Origin of the sequence: Streptomyces tsukubensis (assembly GCF_003932715.1) — a bacterium.
Taxonomy (GTDB): Bacteria; Actinomycetota; Actinomycetes; order Streptomycetales; family Streptomycetaceae; genus Streptomyces; species Streptomyces tsukubensis.
Genome location: NZ_CP020700.1, coordinates 5,575,959 through 5,592,557, shown reverse-complemented (window position 1 = coordinate 5,592,557; position 16,599 = coordinate 5,575,959). Strand labels below are relative to the sequence as shown.

Annotated in this window: 9 protein-coding genes; 5 read left to right on the top strand and 4 right to left on the bottom strand. The window is 70.8% G+C overall.

The genetic code is table 11. The features are described from left to right. Position 1 precedes the first annotated feature (1 nt). The 3 genes from B7R87_RS23190 to B7R87_RS23180 all read left to right on the top strand — a co-directional run bounded on the left by B7R87_RS23190 (position 2) and on the right by B7R87_RS23180 (position 7,959). The gene (locus B7R87_RS23190) at positions 2-1,147 is read left to right on the top strand and encodes a pPIWI_RE_Y domain-containing protein (protein ID WP_006346618.1); all 1,146 of its coding nucleotides are present in this window, start codon (positions 2-4) and stop codon (positions 1,145-1,147) included. Then, on the top strand, positions 1,140-4,823 hold the full coding sequence (locus tag B7R87_RS23185; protein WP_006346619.1) for a pPIWI_RE_Z domain-containing protein: 3,684 nt from the start codon (positions 1,140-1,142) through the stop codon (positions 4,821-4,823). Before B7R87_RS23190 ends, B7R87_RS23185 begins: the two co-directional genes overlap by 8 nt. A 91-nt stretch (positions 4,824-4,914) precedes the next feature. Continuing rightward, positions 4,915-7,959 (top strand): pPIWI_RE module domain-containing protein, encoded by a 3,045-nt coding sequence (locus B7R87_RS23180; RefSeq protein ID WP_006346620.1) that lies wholly within the window; start codon positions 4,915-4,917, stop codon positions 7,957-7,959. A 3-nt stretch (positions 7,960-7,962) separates the two neighbouring features. Here the strand turns inward: B7R87_RS23180 and B7R87_RS23175 are convergent, their stop codons facing one another. Beyond that, a complete protein-coding gene (locus B7R87_RS23175; RefSeq protein WP_006346621.1) occupies positions 7,963-10,605 on the bottom strand; it encodes an ATP-binding protein in 2,643 nt (880 codons plus the stop codon). Positions 10,606-10,965: 360 nt separating this feature from the next. On the opposite strand from B7R87_RS23175, the gene B7R87_RS23170 reads away from it, so the two are divergent. After that, the gene (locus B7R87_RS23170; RefSeq protein ID WP_006346622.1) at positions 10,966-11,184 is read left to right on the top strand and encodes a hypothetical protein; all 219 of its coding nucleotides are present in this window, start codon (positions 10,966-10,968) and stop codon (positions 11,182-11,184) included. 181 nt (positions 11,185-11,365) lie between these two features. Here B7R87_RS23170 and B7R87_RS23165 read toward each other — a convergent pair whose 3' ends face one another. Further along, positions 11,366-12,370: an AraC-like ligand-binding domain-containing protein gene (locus B7R87_RS23165; protein WP_006346623.1), complete on the bottom strand. Its 1,005-nt coding sequence runs from the start codon at positions 12,368-12,370 to the stop codon at positions 11,366-11,368. A 352-nt stretch (positions 12,371-12,722) separates the two neighbouring features. Here B7R87_RS23165 and B7R87_RS33185 point away from each other — a divergent pair, with 352 nt between their 5' ends. Then, complete coding sequence (locus B7R87_RS33185) at positions 12,723-13,394, top strand: GntR family transcriptional regulator (RefSeq protein ID WP_040914228.1); 672 nt, start codon at positions 12,723-12,725, stop codon at positions 13,392-13,394. Positions 13,395-13,398: 4 nt separating this feature from the next. On the opposite strand, the gene B7R87_RS23155 is transcribed toward B7R87_RS33185, so the two are convergent. Further along, positions 13,399-14,301 carry a sensor domain-containing protein gene (locus B7R87_RS23155; RefSeq protein WP_107069930.1) on the bottom strand — a complete coding sequence of 301 codons (903 nt, stop codon included), beginning with the start codon at positions 14,299-14,301 and terminating at the stop codon, positions 13,399-13,401. Between the two features lie 50 nt (positions 14,302-14,351). Further along, positions 14,352-16,583: a M48 family metalloprotease gene (locus B7R87_RS23150; RefSeq protein WP_130584823.1), complete on the bottom strand. Its 2,232-nt coding sequence runs from the start codon at positions 16,581-16,583 to the stop codon at positions 14,352-14,354. Positions 16,584-16,599 lie beyond the last annotated feature (16 nt).

The following is a 16,599-nucleotide window of genomic DNA, read 5'->3' as shown; positions in this document are numbered from 1 at the left end:
CGTGCATCCCTCGGGAACAACGACCGACTGGGAGAACGAGCCCGGTGTGGAGCTGGTGGAGCTACTGGCTCGTGCCGTCGTGGCCCTGGAAGACATCACCGAGCTGTCGTCCTTTCGCCTCCCCTATCCGCACGTCGTCCACCAGGCCCTGAACCGTACGGCTCTGGTCTGTCTGCTGCGCCGGGCCGAGCCGCCGCGATCCGTCCCGGAACTGCTCAGCTGGTGCCGGGACCGTCCGCTGGCCAACTGGCTTCTCGACCTCCCGGCGGATGCGGCGGGGCCCGCCGACCGGTTGCTGGACGAACACACCGGACTGCCGACGGAACTCGTACGCGAGTGGTGGGCGCACCAGGCCGACGTCCCGGCACGCCTGCATCACCAGGACGTCCTGCGCTGGGCGCTCCAGAGATGCCGGAGCCTCGGCCCCGAGTCGTACGGCGCGTTCCGCAGGCTGCTGGTCGAGCACCCGGTACTCACCCATACGGAGTGGTTCAAGGTGATCAGCAATCCTGCGCTGATGGGGCTGCCGGAGCTGCTCGAAAACATCTACCAGCCCGTTCCTTCCTGTTTTGTGCGCCCCGGGCGCGGGTGTGCACAGTGTCGGCGCTGCGGCACTCTGCTGACCCCCGTGGGCGATGCCGACTGGTGGTGCGAACGCGACTACTGCCGCAGTGAGAGCGGGGAACCCCCCATCGACCGGATCATCCCGCCGGAACAGTGCAAGGGTCTCGTCCAGCTGGACCGGCCGCTGCGACAGTTCGTCACCTGGCCCGGCCGGATCGCGCGCGGCCTGAGGAAGCGGCTCACCCGGCTCGGCGCGACCGTGACGATGTGGCCGACCACGGAGGCGTACATCATGCGGGTGGGCCTTCCCGACGGCCGCAGCTGGGCCGTCGATATCAAGGACCGGGCCCATCCCGCGCTGCTGGGCCGGTCCGCGGGACCGGCTCCTGCCGGGCCTCCGCACCACGAGACGCTCTGGGTGGTACCCGGGCACCGGGTTCGGGCCCGGCCGGACTATCTGACGGTCTTCCACCGCAACCACCCTCGTCCGGAGGGCGGGATCAGCCTTCTGCCGGAGGGCGAACTGCTGCTCCGTGCGGAACGGCACATCAGGGAATCCGGAGGAGGACCGGCTGATGCGTGACCGTGAAACCTGGCACCGGGAAGTCACGAAGAACCTCACGGGCTGGAGTGAGGTACGGGAGGAACAGCCCGATGTGAAGCCGGTGCAACTGGCCCAGGTGGAACTGGCTCTCAGACTCCTCCAGCGGCTGGATCCCTCGCGGCCGGCACGGGACGCCTGGGTCCTGCTCGGTGGCTACCCTTTCGCCCGTGCTGCCGGGATCCCGGTGGGGGAACAGGAAGAGATCATGCTCACGGCGGCCCGGCACCGGCTCTGGACACTGCGTCGGCACCGCCTGTGGGAGCAGTATCTGGAGATCTACCGGCAGCTGCCGCAGCGGCTGCGCGGCTATCGGGTGACGGATGGGAACGGTGCGTTCCGCCAGGTCGTTCCGGCGGTCGCACCCTGGCGGTTCCAGCACTACGACGCCGCACTGGACGGCGTCCCGGGCTTTTCGACCCGGTCGTTGAAGCTTGCCGAGGCAGGCCGGCACTCCTTCGTCGACCGCGGCCGGGTCGGCTCGGTGAACCTGCCCCCTGAGCTGATCGGCGGACCGGTTCCCGGCCATCCGCTGTCCGGCAGCGACCGGCGGGCCTCGGGTGCACTGCCCGTGCCCCGTCACGAGCTGGCCGCCACGGCGCTCTGGATGGACCAGCTCATCGACGGCGACTGGTCCAGCCGGCTGGCCGATCTGGAGCTGGCGGTCCGGGACGGGGACGGGTTCCGCGACGGAGGCGAACTGTGCCTGGACGAACTGGTCCACCTCGTGGGCATGGTGGGCGCCGGAAAATCGACTCTGATGATCCTCATCGCCGTCTGGGCCGCCACACGGGACCGGTGGAATCCCGGTGCGCCGATTCTGAGGACCACCCTGGTCGTCGGCGACGTGGCCGAGCAGCTCCGGCTGGTCGACACCTTCCGTTCCCTCGGACTGCGCGCCGTACCGCTCCTCGGGCCGACCACGCGGGAGACGCATATCCAGCGGCTGCACCGCCGACTGGCTTCCCAGGGCGAGCACCGGCTGCTGCTGCACGATGCTGCGGGCTTCGACGATCTCAGCACCGTCTGTGTCGTGGACGCCCTGCGCGACGAACAGGCGCAGCCGCTCCGTTACGCGGACGGACCGTGTACCGGGCTCTATCCGAAGGGGCCGGACCCGGGCGCGGACGACGGAGCAGGGGAACCCGGCAGGTCCGGGGAGGATCCCGGCAGAGCGCCCTCGTACCGCCCGACCGGTCGCCGTGGGCGGAACGAGTCCCTGCCGGACGACCGGCCCGAGACGGCGCTCCTCGGCACCCCCGCCGGATGCCCGCTGTGGAGCGGCTGCCCCCGGCACGGCGTGGCCCGGGACCAGGTGGAAGCGGAGATCTGGGTCGCCAACCCGTGGAGTCTGGTCTCGTCGTCCGTACCCGCGCATCTCAACGAGGAACGGATCCGGCAACTCGAACTCACCTGTCTGCGCTCCGACATCATCGTCGTGGACGAGGCCGACCGGGTACAGATGATCTTCGATCAGATCTTCGCTCCGTCGGCCACTCTCGTCACTCAGGGGTTGGCGGAGTCCTGGCTGGACCAGGTGCAGACGAAGAAGATCGACGAGCTGGCCCAGCAGGGCAGACTTCAGCTCACCGATCGCGATATCGCGGGCTGGGACGCGGCGCTGAGTATCGTCGCGGCAGCCACCAACCGGATCTACGCTCTGCTGATCGCGGATCCCGCGCTTCGCACATGGGTGGACATCGACTACTTCAACACCTGGACGCTTCAGGAGAAGCTCCTCTCCGAGTGGTTTCCGACCTGGCGATCCGCCGACGATCCCGACGGCACACCCGACGAGCGGCTGCTCTACGAGGAGGACGAGCAGGCGGAGGAGGACCAGGAGGTCTCGACCGGCCTACCGGGCGAGGAGCCCTGGGCAGAGCGGCGCGACGAAGTCCAGACCCTTCTCGACCGGGTGCGGGACGACCCTCTGGGGAACAACGGGAGCTACGAGGGCGATATCCGGCTGCTGCTGGAGTGTGTGAACGACCTGCTGCACGGGCTGGACGAAAGGCGGGCCCGCGCCCGTGTGCTGAAGCTGCTCGACCGGCTTCTGCAGGGTTCACCCGCTGTCGACGGGTCGGCAGGCCGTCCGCACCCCGGAGACACCGGCGATCCGGCCGATGTCCTCGGCTCCGATGCCTGGCGCAAACGCTCGGTGCGCAGGCTCTCCTTCACCCTCCTCCTCTACGCGCTGGAGCGACGACTCGACCGACTGACCCGGCTATGGCCCCAGGTGGAGGCGGCGCTGCATCTGGACGCCACGGGGAACGAACTGTCCCGCAAACCGCCGCTGGACTACGCGCCGCTCATCCCCGAGGCACCGATGGGAAACGTGCTGGGGTTCCAGTACCTCGTCGACAAGCTCGACCAGTCTCCGGACAAGGACGGACTGCTGAGCGGCACACTGCGCTTCTTCCGCTGCGCCGGGATCGGCCGGGAACTCCTGCTGGGGCTGCCGCGCCTCGGCAACGGCGGCGGGCCGCCGCAACCGGACGGCCCCCGGGTCCTGCTGATGTCGGGCACGAGTTGGGCAGGCACGTCCACCAGGGCCCATGTGCTCGCCCCGGTACAAGTCGTCCTCAAACCGAACGTGAAGGCCCGGGAAGCGATCCGGCAGACGGTGTTCCGGACGGGCTTTCTCTTCGAACCGGAGACCCGTAAGCCGCTGACCCTGTCGGGTCAGCGGCCCGAGAATCGGTCGACGGCGTTGGCCCAGATGATCCGGCGACTGGCGGAGCGGCCCCGCCCCGGTATGACCAGTCCCCTGGAAGACGAACTCAAGGAGATCACCGACCCACAGCGGAAGCGGGCACTCCTTCTGGTCGGCAGCTACCGGGACGCAACAGCAGCGGCGGAACAACTGCATGCCGTCAAACGCTGGCAGGGCAGGGTACGCGTACTGACAGCCGACGACGCGGAACTCGACGAGCCGCCGCCGGCCACGGCCGACGACAGCACCACGGTCACCTCGGTGCGCCGCGGCGACCTGGCCTCCTTCGCCGAAGACCCCGAGGCTCAACTGCTGGTGGCCCCGCTGCTGGCGGTGGAACGCGGTCACAACATCCTCAACAAGCAGGGCAAGGCCGCCTTCGGGACCGTGCTCTTCCTCTCCCGTCCCCATCCCCGCCCCGACGACCTCTATCTGTCGGTCTTCGCAATCAACGACTGGGCCACCCGTTTCGTCCGGGACCGGCCCGATGCCCACGGCGGAACCTTCAGCGGTCTCGTTGCCGACTCCGCCGGACTGGACGAGGCCGGGCAGGAGTTCCGGCGGAAGGCCCGGGGCGAGTGGCGCCGACTGGTCTCCCGCCGCTACGTCTACTCGCGATTGGAAGAGCACGAGAAGGAGTCCTTCGCCTGGGATCAGCTGGTCACCCTCTGGCAGGTGATCGGCCGGCTGGTCCGCGGCGGGGTACCGGCCCGGGTGGTCTTCGTCGACGCCGCATTCGCCCCCGACCTCGCGGCCGAGCAGGCAGGAGGAGGGGCACCCCGGCGCCCGCGGCGCGACCCGGGACTGCTGGTACGGCTGCGCCGGGTACTGGAGCCGTACTTCACCGAGCACAAAGGTCCGGACGCCGAACTGGTTCGCACCCTGTACGAGCCGCTGTACAAGGCGCTGGTGGAGCTGAACGTTACGCCGGCGCCCCCGCCCTGAACCGGACCCGGCGGACCGCTGTCCACCCCAGAGGTGGTCAGCGGCGGACACGGCCGTTCTCCGTCCCAGCCAGTCTCCGAGAAGGACCATCATGGGAATCCCCTACGCCCGCATCGCCCGATCCGCTGCCCGGCCCGCCCCTGGAGCGGAGCCGCTCACGATCGGCTACCGCGCCATGGAGCGGCCCGAACTGTGGAACACCGCACTGCTCGAACTCGTGAACCACGGGCGGGATCCGGAGGCGGCACCCTGGCGCACCGTCCCCACCCGACGGCTCGACAGGGCCCTGACCACTCTCTGTCCGGAGCTCTGCACACTGCCGCGCCCCACCGGAACCGAACCCGGTGGACCGGCCCACGACTACTGGTTCCTCGTCCCCCGGGACATCCCCGACCCCCTCCCGCCCGAAGCCCTGGAGGGCATGCTCAACCTCTGGGTGGGGACGCTCCCGAGGGTCAGCGCCCCCCAGCAGGTCGCAGAGGCCTTGGGTGCGCTGCGCAGCGCCCCGCCCGTCTGGCGCGAGACGGAGCTGGACCTGTTCGGCTGCCCCACGAGCGAAGGCGGTACCGCTCTGCCCCGGCCGTACCAGTACCGCCTGGCCATGGACTGGCTTGCGCGACGAATCGAACAACTGCCCCCGTACGACTCGGGCGGGGAACTGCTGTCCTTCCACGCCGTCCCCCGGGGCCCGGCCGACCGCGGCGCCGAACTGATGTCACAGGCGTTGAGGCACGAAGCCGGGGGCAAGGTCTGGTGGTGGTCGGTGGTGATCCGGCTGTCGCTGCACTCCGTTCCCTTCGATCCCCTGCCGCGGGTCCACTTCTCCTTCGGTGTACGACGCTGGGCGACTCACCCCTCCCGCACCACGGGCCGGCTGTACCTCCCGCCCGGCCGCCGTACCTCGGTGTATCTGCGTTGCCCGGTGCCCTGGCTGCCCGGTGCCCCGCTCACCGGGCGCTATACGGTCGCCCGGCTGGAGTGGGCCCGTGATCGTGGCTCCCACGTCTGGCACGAGAACGATCCGGCCGGACTGCTCAGGCCTCTCGCTGCGAACCAGTCCTTGCCGCTGCCCTCCCCGGAGGAGCTGCTCACCGAACCGGCCGCGCGCCTGGGCGAGGGTCCCGGAGTACGCGCTGCCGTCGTCCACAGCGCCGCCATGGGGACGCACGCCGTGGAGCGCGGCTTCATGTCGCACCAGCGTTCCCAGCTCTTCGCATGGGTCCGGGAAGCGCTCCCGGCGCACTTGGCGCCCGTACCCGATCTCGGGCGCAGCACCGTCGGAGAGCATCAACCGCACAACCGCCCGTCCCGGCAGCAGGCGGACGAGACGGAGCGGGCACGCACCGCGGAGGAGCGGCGCATCGCCCTTGCTTCCGCGATGTGCTTCCTTGCCGAGGAAGGGTACGGCGACCATCCGGTGGATACCTCCCGGCCGGTGCTGACGCTGCGGCTGGTGTGGACCACTCATCGCATGCGGCGGGAAGCGATCGCCGCCCTGGCCCGGGTTCTCGGGCTCAAGGGCGACGGTGGTGATCCGGAGCACGCCGCCGGGGCCGCGCCTGGTTCCGGTGCCGATACCGAGATGGAGGCGGAAGCGGCGTACGACAACGCTGCCCCCGGCAACCCCGTGGTCCTGGAATGGCAGACCCCCGAGCTGACGGTGCACCTGCGCTGTCTTCCCTCGGCCGGTCTGGGGGACGGGCTCACCGTGGGCACGGGCCGCACGGTCAGGGAGTCGTTCGTCAAGGGTGTGATGGAGCGGCGGCGAACCGTCGCGCAGTGGCTCTCGGCGGACGGTGCCCTGCCGGACCGCCCGGCCCTCGCGGTCGTCGAGATCGACCAGGGTGTTTTCGCCACCGAACTCGCCGATCCCAAGTACGCCGTGCGCCTGGGCTGCGCCGACGCGGGCGTGGTGAGCCAGTTCGTGCTGGTGCCCCGCCGCGGCCGGCAGAACGGCAAGACGTACAACACCGAGCGGAACGCCTCGCACCGGGCGCAGATGAGCTGGCTCGACGGGTTCCGGCAATTGGGCGTCCGGGTGCTGCCGGAGCATTCGCTCGGCGGACTGCTGCCCGACGATCTGCGGTACGCCGCGGTCTGGGCGGTGAAGCGCCGCAGTGACGGACCCACTCGTACGGCGTTGCGTCATCCCCTGCCCGTCGCTCTCCTCATGACACCCGAGGGCAACGCCGGCGGGCGGGCCCGGATCCACGGCTGGGATCTGGAGCAGGCCGACTGGGTGCCTTATCCGGCGATGCTGGTCCGTCTGACCCGAAGCACCGGGCTGGAGCGTTTGAAGGAGTTCGCCGCGGACCTGACCGCCGCGGACCCGGATTCGGGAGCGGAGACGGAACCGGAGGAGGATCCCGTGGCCGACGCCCGGGCGGAGGACGGAGACAGCGGCGAAGCGCCGCGGAAGACGGACGGCGACCTCCGTGGAGTCCGGCTCCGGGACGAGCAACGGCGGGCCATGGAGGGTTTCCTCCAGCACGTTCTGCCGACGCTGCGTACGGCCCCCACGGCACTGTTCGTGCACGCCCAGAACCTCCGTTCGCTCTGGACCTGGATCCAGGACGGCCAAGTCGGCCGCGATCTGCTCAGGTCCGGACAGGCGCCGGCCGCGGGCCTCGATCCGGATCTCCGGCTGGTACGCGTCCGGGACGGAGGCGGCGACGCTCATGAGACCCCGGGGTGGTGGGGTACGGGGCACCCCGGCGGGGTCAACGGACTGAGCGCCGGGCTCTGGGGTCCCGACCCGGCCACGGGGGCCGGGAACGGCAACGATCCCCGGGTCTTCTACAGCACGACGGAGAAGGCCTTGCAGTTCGGACAGAGCGCGGTCCGGGCGGACAAGCTGGCCCCGCGTCCGGTCACCCAGGGGCGGAGAAAGGGCGAACTGGTCCTGGATACGGAAGTGCCCGCCTGGAATCCGCATCTGGCCGAGATCACCGTGCTCGGCTGCCACCGCGAGGACGGGGACGAGCCCGCGGCCTACGCGCTCCTCGCCCATCAGCTCCGGCAGGCGGCCGACTACCCGGACGCGCTGGCCAAGCCCCTCCCTCTGCACCTTGCCGAGAAGGCAGAGGAGTACGTGCTGCCGCTGCCCCCGCGTGCGGAAGCCGCCGACACCCTCTGAGGGTCAGAATCGTCGCCGAATCCGTTCCAACGCTCCGGCGATATCGCGCTCTCCCAGTTCCTGCAGCAGAAGCCGGGCCCGTTCCAAGGCTCCTTCCGACTCCTCGGGACGATTCGCCCTTTCCAGCGCTTCGGCAAGGCGGATCAGCGCCTTGGCCTCTCTGCTCGCATAGGCGAGGGAGCGGTAGAGATCGACGGCTGCGGAGAAGTCGTCGACGGCTGCACCGTGCTCCTCCTTCGCCCGGCGGATCCGGCCCATGCTGTACAGCACATGGGCCCGGCCGTTGACATCGTCCGTCCCGTGCAGCACTGCGAGCGCCCGAAGGCAGTATTCAAGGCCTTCGTCGTACTGCCCGAGGTCGTGGCGGACGTTCCCCAGTCCGCACAGTGCTGCTCCCTTCCCCAAACGGTCCCCCAGGTCTTCGAAGACGGCCAGGGCGGCACGGAACTGCTCCTCCGCCTCGGCAGGTGCGCCCCTCTCCCGCAGCAGCACACCGAGGGCGTGCCGGCTCAGGGCGGCACTGAAGGTGTCGCCGTCGCGCTCGCTCAGCAGAACGGCGGAGCGGAGCTCCCGTGCCGCCTGGTTGCGATCGCCCAGACCGCGATGGGTACCGGCGAGCATCCGGTGGATCATGGCGACATCGGCCGGATCGGCCGCCCGTTCCGCGGCCTCCCGGGCATGGTTCAACTGGCCGAGCGCATCCAGATAGCGGTTCGTACGCCATTGAAAAGTCACCATGGTCATGGGAAGCAGCCAGGCAAAGCGGTCGAGTCCGTGATCGCGGGCCATGCGGACCGCGGCCGTCAGCGTCGGGTACTCCGCCTCGAACCACTTCATGGCCGCCGCGGAGTCATGGGGAGCGACGACCGTACCCCTGCGCGGCTCGTCGATGGGCAGCCTGCGGTCCGGGTCCAGCCGCCGGTCGCAGGACCAGGCGTTGTGCAGCAGGAAGGAGAGCATGCCGTCCACCACGGCGGCCCGCTCGTTCTCGTCCCGCCGGCCGGCCATCTCACGGGCGTAGAGGCGGATCAGATCGTGCAGCGAGTAGCGCTCGTCCACGGGCTCGTCGACCAGGTGCATCCGGATCAGGCCTTCGAGCGCACCACCCGTGCGTACCGTGTCGTCGGGGGCGATCGCCCGGACGGCCGCGTGACTGATGGTCGGGCCCGGATGCACCGCGAGCTGCCAGAGGAGCTGCGCCTGAGGCTGCGGCAGTCGGCTGTGTGTGGTCTCCAGCACCATGCGTACGCTGAGATTGTCCGTGCCGAGGTCCAGAGAACGGAGTCTGGTGCTCTCCCGGCAGAGGTCACGGACGATGTCCGCGATCGCCGCAGGCCGGTGTTCCGCGATCCGCGCAGCGACGATGGTCAGTGCCAGGGGTTGACCGCCGCAGTGCTTGATCACGTCTTCGACGAAGGGGGCGGCCATCCCCATGCGGTCGTCGCCGAGCCTCGCCCTGAGCAGCGCCGCCGATTCGGCATGGTCCAGGGTCTGGATGGTGACCAGCTCGGCGCCTTCTCTGATCGCCAGTCCGTGCAGTTGACGGCGGCTGGTGACCACCGCCGCACTGGCTCCCGGCCCCGGCAGGAGGTGTCGTACGTGCCCTTCGTCGCAGGCGTTGTCCAGGACGAGCAGAACAGCGCGGTCCGCGAGGGCGGCCCGGTACGCGGCCACCATGCCGTCCTCCGTCGGGGTGGTGGGACGGACCCCGAGGTCGTTCAGGAATCGCGCCAGAATGCGCCAGTGGGTCTCCGGCTCCTCCAGTGAGTAGCCGCGCAGATCGACGTAGAGGGTGCCATCGGGAAAATGTCGTTCGAGGACGTTTGCCGTACGTACCGCGAGAGAGGTCTTCCCGGCCCCCGGCTGGCCGCCGATCACGACGATTCGGCTGCGCCCGGCAGTGTTTCCGAGGACGACCTGTTCAATCAGTCGTTGTTCAGCACGGCGTCCGATCAGATCAGTGGCCGCGGCGGGGAGCTGGCGGGGCTTTGACCGGAATGGGCCCGGCGCGGCTCCGGCAGGCCGGGTATTCACCTCCTCGCCCTGTGCCGTATCGGCAAGCAGGAGATGGGTCGTGGAGCGGCTGAAACGCATCTCCCAGCGGCTGAGAAGCGGAGCTATGAGGTCTTCCCGGCGGAGTTGACGCAGAGCCCTGACATTCAGGGCCAGCAGCCTCTCACTGTCCGGCCAGTACTCAAGAGCCGATTCGACGCGTTCCAGAGCAGATTCCGCCTCATGGCAGTCCAGCTCTGCCTGAACGCAGGAGACGGTGAGTTCCCTGAGATCGGTGACGAGGTCGGACCGCTTTCGCGCAAATCCCTCACCGGGCAGGTCCTCCAACGGCGTCCCTCTCACTTCGGCGAGTGCCGACCGCAGAGCCTCGCACCGCGCCTGCACGTTCTCCGTGGCTCGGGCGGCCTCGCGGAACCCCTGAAAGCGCAGGAGGTCGATGCTCTGCGGATCGACCTGAATCCTGCAGGATCCGCGCTCGTTCTCCTGGGAGATTTCCGGTACCGAGCGCCGGAGTTGATGAAAGCACTGCCGGATCCGGCCGGGATTCGGCTTCTCGTCCCGGGGCCAGAGGTAGCGTGTCAGAACCTGATGCGACACATGATGCCCGGGCGTCAGTAACAGTACGGTCAGCATCTGCAAGGGTTTCGGTTTCAACTGAACCGGACTGCCTTCACGCAGCACACCAACCGGACCCAGTACACGAAATTCCACTGCCCTCAGCTCCCCATGCCGGCACAGAGTGCCACCGCGTGTGCCTATCTGCGGCAAAGAGTCTGCCATGCCACCCGAGATGCCGAGTAACGGTCAACTAACGCTCGGAACTTGGCGAATTCAGAGACGATCTGCCAATCTGCGGTCACTCCCCCCAACGCACCGGGCAGAAGGCCCGACAGGCCCGGGCCTGTAAGCGCCTTCGCGCGGGTCGGCCCTTCGGGACGCCGAAGGGAAACCCGTGTCCGGTGACCTGTTCGAACGACCCAACAGGAGAACTGCATGACATTCACCCAGCACAAGAAGGCGCCGAAGAACCTGCGGCGCCCGGCGGCGGGCCGCCCGGAGGCAACGGTGCCGCCGCGCCGCCGCCGGAACCCGCGTCCGGTACCCAAGCCGGTACCTCAGCCGGCCGATGGGCGGCTCGGGCCGGTGTGGAAGCCGGTCCGGCCGCGAGCCCAACGCATCTACGAGGCGGAGCTGCTCGCCGAGCTGGATTAGTCGGCCGACCGGTCGGCATCTCGGCCGGCCGTAGGTTCCGAGAAGCGCCGTCGTGGTCGCAGCCACGGTCGAAGGCGTGCACCGTCCCGCGGCCGGGGCCCCGATTCGGGGCTCCGGCCGCGGCCTGCTGCCCGGGTACTGCACTGCGCCGGCAGCCTGCGGGGCTCAGTGCTGCGGTGTCCTAGCCGTGGCCGTGTCGGCGGCGGTGGCGTTCCCCTCGTTGGGTGGGGAGTTCCTTGCGGCGGTAGGTGCCGGGGGTGGCGCCGTACGTGGCGCGGAAGGTGCGGCTGAAGACCGACGGGTTCGTGAAGCCCCAGTGGGCCGCGATGTCCGCTATGCGGCGGGAGGCCAGTTCGGGGTCGCTCAGGTCGCGGCGGCAGCGTTCCAGTCGGCGGCGGCGGATGGTGGCCGCGACGGTGGTGCGGCGGCTTTCGAAGAGGGCGTGGAGGGTACGGACCGAGACGCGGTGGTGGTCCGCGATCGCGGCCGGGGTGAGGCCGGGGTCGGTGAGGTTCACGTCGATGAAGTAGTCGATGCGGGTCAGCAGCGAGGTGCGGTGGGCCTCGTCGGGGAGGGTGCGCTGCCGGTCCAGGTGGTGGGCGAGGAAGGCGACGGCCAGGTCCCTGGTGACGGCGTTCAGGCGTTCCGTGTCGCCGGCCCGGAGGCGGCCGCCGTGGCGGGCGATGGAGAGCAGATGGCCGCGGAGGACCTCCCCGATGCCTCCGCCGCAGCTGAGGCGGGTGGCGAGGAGGGCGTCGATACGGTCGGGGGGCAGCGGGACCGAGTGGCGCGGCAGCCGGAGCAGCAGATGGCGTAAGCCGTTGCGGTCCGTGGTCTCCGTCTCGTACTCGTGCGACGTATCGAAGAGCACCCAGTCCCCGGCGGTGAGGGATACGGTCCGCCGGCATTGCGTCAGGACCGCCGATCCGGAGGTGACCAGGGCGAGTTGATAGTGCTCCGGGTCGTGCAGACGGATCAGGGAAGGGGTCCTGAAGGAGCGCAGCGGGGTGTGGTCGAAGAGGGAGAACGCGGTGGCGCCGAGGTCGAGGGTGCCCACCCGGGCCCGGAACATGCCGGGGTCGGGGCAGCTCAGCCGTACCGGCGCGATCAGACGGCCGACCGTATCGGTGAACCAGTCGACGCGCTCGTGCTCCGGGACCGTGTCCGTGCAGATCAGTGGGATCAAAGGCACTGCCTCTCTCGCAAATCCGCGATACCGCCGGGGAACGGCGTGCGCGGGCCGGCGGAGCCGGTCGTCGAGTTCTCGGGCGGCGGACGGGGCCGGTGGTCTCCCCCACCCGTTTCACCGTCCCCGGCCCCGTCACGCTACTACTCCCGTTCGGTCAACAGTCCTATGCAGTGCACGTGTTACGGAAGGCGGCGCTCGGCAGACCCACAGGCTTTACCGGTGTACGGGATACTGGGCGGCGGCACACACACGGACACACACGGACCGATACGGACTCACACGGACTCACACGGACACTGACAACTGCGCACAGTTTCGGACACGGCGGGCTGCCGGAAGGGCGGTTGGCGTGCGACAGCGGCGGACGGCACCTCAGAGCAAAGCCGACTATGTGTACAACGTGCTCCTCGACGATATCCGCAATGCCCGGATCCCCGGCGGTTCCCCGCTCCGGGCCGCCCCGGTCGCCGAGCGGCTCGGGGTCTCCATCACCCCCGTGCGCGAGGCCCTCCGCAGACTGGAGAAGGACCGGCTGATCAGTTACGAGAGCCATCACGGCGCCACGGTCATCGACCTCAGCGACGAGGCCCTCGTCGAGTACTACGACGTCCGCGCCGTCGTCGAAGGGCTCGGCGCCCGGCTCGCGGCGGGGCGCATCACCGCCGAGCAGTTGGCCGGACTGCGCGATGTCCACCGGTCGATGGTCGACGACATCGCCGCCGGGCGGCGCGAACGCCTCGGCGAGCTGAGCCGCCATCTCCATCTCGCCATCGCGGACATCGGCGGCCCGGCCTTCCTCGGTGAGCAGGCGCGGGCCATCCGCAACAGCTACCCCGTACCGCAGGACGCTTCCCTCTGGCTAGACGACAACCATGTGCAGCGGCATATCGTCGACGCCCACGCCCGGATCCTCGACGCCGTCGAAGCGGGTGACGGCGACACCGCCGAGCGCGTCATGATCGAACATGTCCGGCTCAGCGCCGCCTACCGGATCGGGGAGCGTACCGGTCCGCTCGACTGAAGGGTCAGGGAACCCTGGCCGCCGCCGCCCCGGCCAGGGAGAGGGTCTGGGCGCGGGCGGGCGCCGTCGGGCTGCCCAGATGGCTGAGGACGATCAGACAGTTCCTGACCACGACCAGGACCAGCGTCTCCTCCACCGTCGCCGCCGCGTACTTCACCGTCACTCGGGCGTGCCACGACTTCTCCCCGATCCCGGCCGGTCCGAGGGGCGTCACCGTCTGCTGCGCCGTATCGCCGTCCGGCCAGGCCAGGGTGTACGTACCGCAGCCGGCGAACGCGCGGGCCGCGTTGTCGACCTGGGCCCGGGCCGCGCCCTTCGGGTACCACCGCAGGACCTCCTGGAGGAAGGGGCCGCTCCGGCTCTGCGCCCACGCCGCCCGGGACTCGACCGCCCCGGGGTGGGTCGTGCGGTTGAGCTCCAGCGCGTTGAGGCGCTGGACGCAGTCGGGGCGGCCTGAGCGGTTCGGCGGATAGCTGGGCAGTGTCGTACGGATGTATCCGGCGGGCAGCCGGCTCGTGGGGAGCAGGGCACTGGTCAGGCGGGCTGCCGACGGCGGTGAGGGTGGTGACGGCGGTGACGGAGATGAAGGCGGTGAAGGCAGTGAGGGCGGTGAAGGCAGTGAGGGCGGTGAAGATGTCTGAGGACCCGGTGTCGGAGGCGGGGGTGCGGTCGAGGGTGGGGGCGGGGGCGGCACTGTGGATTCCGTCGCGGACGGCGATCCGCTGCTGCTCGGCTGCGGCGGCGGGTCCAAGGGGGCGGATTCGCTCGCCCCTACCCTGTCCGCCCCGTCGTCCTTGTCTCCTCCTCCCCCGCAGCCGGCCGCGGCGGCCAGTAACAGGGTCACCAGCGCGGGGACGGCCGCGGTACGGAGCCGGGCCCGCGCGGTCACCGGTGTGGTCGGCTGCATGATCGTCTCCTGACGGGTGATCGGTTGTCGGGTGTACGGGACACGGCCCCTCAGCGCGCATAGCGGCGCAACAGGTCGCAGCGGAGGATCGCCGCCTGCTGCACATCGCTGTGCACCGGCGCGGGGTGGGCGCGCCGCAGTACGGCCGAGACCGCCCGCAGCACCGTGTCGTCGACCTCGGCGAGGAGCTCCGCCGTCTCCTCACGGCCCGCCGGGTCCACCCAGAGCGCCGACCGGCCCACGTTGAGCGCCAGACAGGCGATGAAGGGGTCCCGTACCGGCTGTCGTCCCTCCGCTTCCGGCGGCGGCAGGACCGGCAGATCGTCCAAGTGCGTCACCCCCTCGTCCCGTGGTGAAGGGGGAGGAGGGGAAGAGGGAGGAGGGGAAGGAGGAGCAGAGGGAGGAGGGGCGGGCGAGGGAGTGGGAGGGAGCGGGGTCAGGACCGCCTCCGGCGCCGTCGGCACCGTGGATCCGAACAGCACCCGCCGCGGGCTCGTGTCCTCCGAACCTGCCAGCGGGATCCACACGGCCGCCGTCGGCAGCACGAACAGCGCCACCGCGACCGCCGGTACGAGCCTCGGCCTCGGTCGGACCCGGCGCAGCGCCGTCAGCGCGAACGGCGCCAGCGCGCCCAAGAGCGTCAGCGTGCCGCCGATCACCCATGCCCTGGAGTCCACCGCTCCCCAGTACGGGACGGAGTCCGCCTCCACCGCCGCGAGCGCGGCGAACAGGAACCACGTCCCCAGCGGCACCGCGAGCACCGCCCCCGACAGGGCGACCGCCGCCGCGCACGCCGGGCCGGACCGCGGGCCGTGCGGTGCCGCCCCGGCGGCGCGGGCGAGTGCCGCCGCCCAGGTGGTGAAGAGCGCACCGCCCGCGATCAGGGCGAGGGACAGTGCCGTGGCGCGTCCCGCCGTCGCGTTGGCGAGGGAGAAGTCGGCGGCGAGTCCGTCCGCCGTGGCGAAGGCGTCGGTCCAGTCCCCCGCGGCGCGCGCGGACAGCTGCGATCCGGCGAGGACTCCCGTGCCCAGTGCGGCGCCGCGGAGGGCGGGACGGAGTCCGTAAGCGTCCGGGTGCCGTACGGCCGCGGCCCGCCACAGCGCCACCGTCACCACCCCGGCCACCGCCCAGCCGGTCAGCGCGCCGGTGATGCGGTAGCCGGTGGCGATGCTGTCCGGGGTGAGCGCGGTGATCAGCAGCGCCGTGTCCGTGAACACCAGTCCGGCCGCGACGCCGGTGGCCAGGCTCTCGGGTACGGACAGCCCCCACAGCCGCGCGGGCCGGTCGAGGGCCGCGAGCCGGGCGGCGCGGGTGGGGTGGGTGGCCAGGCCGAGGAGGTGCGGGATCCGGCGGCGCAGGGTCGGGGGCCGGTCCCGGGCGATGTACGCCGCTACGGCTCCGCCGTCGCGCGGGTCGGCGGAGGCCCGGACGTCCGCGTCGTGTTCCCGGATCCGCAGCACCCCGCAGAGCGTCAGCCCGAACACGGCGAGGACCACGGCGAGCCGGAGGGAGACCGCGCCGCCGATGTCCCCGGGGCGGAGCGCGAGTTCGGCGGCGAGCGGGACGGTGACCCCGGCGAGCAGGATCCACCAGGCGGCGATGGCCATCCGGACCCGGCCGACGTCCCGTGCCGTGATGTGGGCCGCCTCGTGCCGGAGCAGTGCGCCGATATCGCGTTCCGGCTGGAGGTGCGCCCCGGCACCGGCGACGACGCGCGGGCGGCGGACCGTACCGTCGGCCCGGGCACCGAGGCCCAGTCCGCCACCGCGACCCCGACCGCGGTGGATCAGCAGAAGGGGCTGCCGGGCGGCGCCTTCGGGGACGACGGCAGCCAGCCGGGCCGCCATCTCCGGGCCCGCCGGGCGGGTGCGCCGCGGGGACAGTGCCCGGGCCCGGGCCAGGGCTCCGGCGAGCAGGGCGAAGAGCAGCAGGGCGAGGGGGCCGCAGAGGACGACCAGGGCCTGGTCGAGCCGTACGCCGTCGACGCAGCGCGTGAAGCCGGTGACCGTTTCCATCGGGTCCCGGCCGGGCGGCACCGGGCCCGGGACGCAGTCGAGTTGGGCGCCGGGCCAGTGGTCGCGCTCCTTGACCAGCCACCACCAGGCGGCGAACGCGGCACCCGCCGCCGCGACGACGACCAGTTGGACGAGCCGGGTCGTGGTCGGCTGCGGCAGGCGTGCGGCGGCGATCAGGGACGCGGGGACGGCGCCGGGGCCTTCGGACGGGGGTACGGAACGGGGGCGGTGAGCGGGCCCCCCGGGGCGGGCTGGTGCTCTGGCCATGGCGAGAGGTTGCGAT

Excerpts from the sequence above, each read along its gene's own strand:
- B7R87_RS23185 (WP_006346619.1), top strand. The coding sequence starts at position 1,140 with ATGCGTGACCGTGAAACCTGGCACCGGGAAGTCACGAAGAACCTCACG.
- B7R87_RS23180 (WP_006346620.1), top strand. The coding sequence starts at position 4,915 with ATGGGAATCCCCTACGCCCGCATCGCCCGATCCGCTGCCCGGCCCGCC.
- B7R87_RS23175 (WP_006346621.1), bottom strand. The coding sequence starts at position 10,605 with ATGCTGACCGTACTGTTACTGACGCCCGGGCATCATGTGTCGCATCAG.
- B7R87_RS23170 (WP_006346622.1), top strand. The coding sequence starts at position 10,966 with ATGACATTCACCCAGCACAAGAAGGCGCCGAAGAACCTGCGGCGCCCG.
- B7R87_RS23155 (WP_107069930.1), bottom strand. The coding sequence starts at position 14,301 with ATGCAGCCGACCACACCGGTGACCGCGCGGGCCCGGCTCCGTACCGCG.
- B7R87_RS23150 (WP_130584823.1), bottom strand. The coding sequence starts at position 16,583 with ATGGCCAGAGCACCAGCCCGCCCCGGGGGGCCCGCTCACCGCCCCCGT.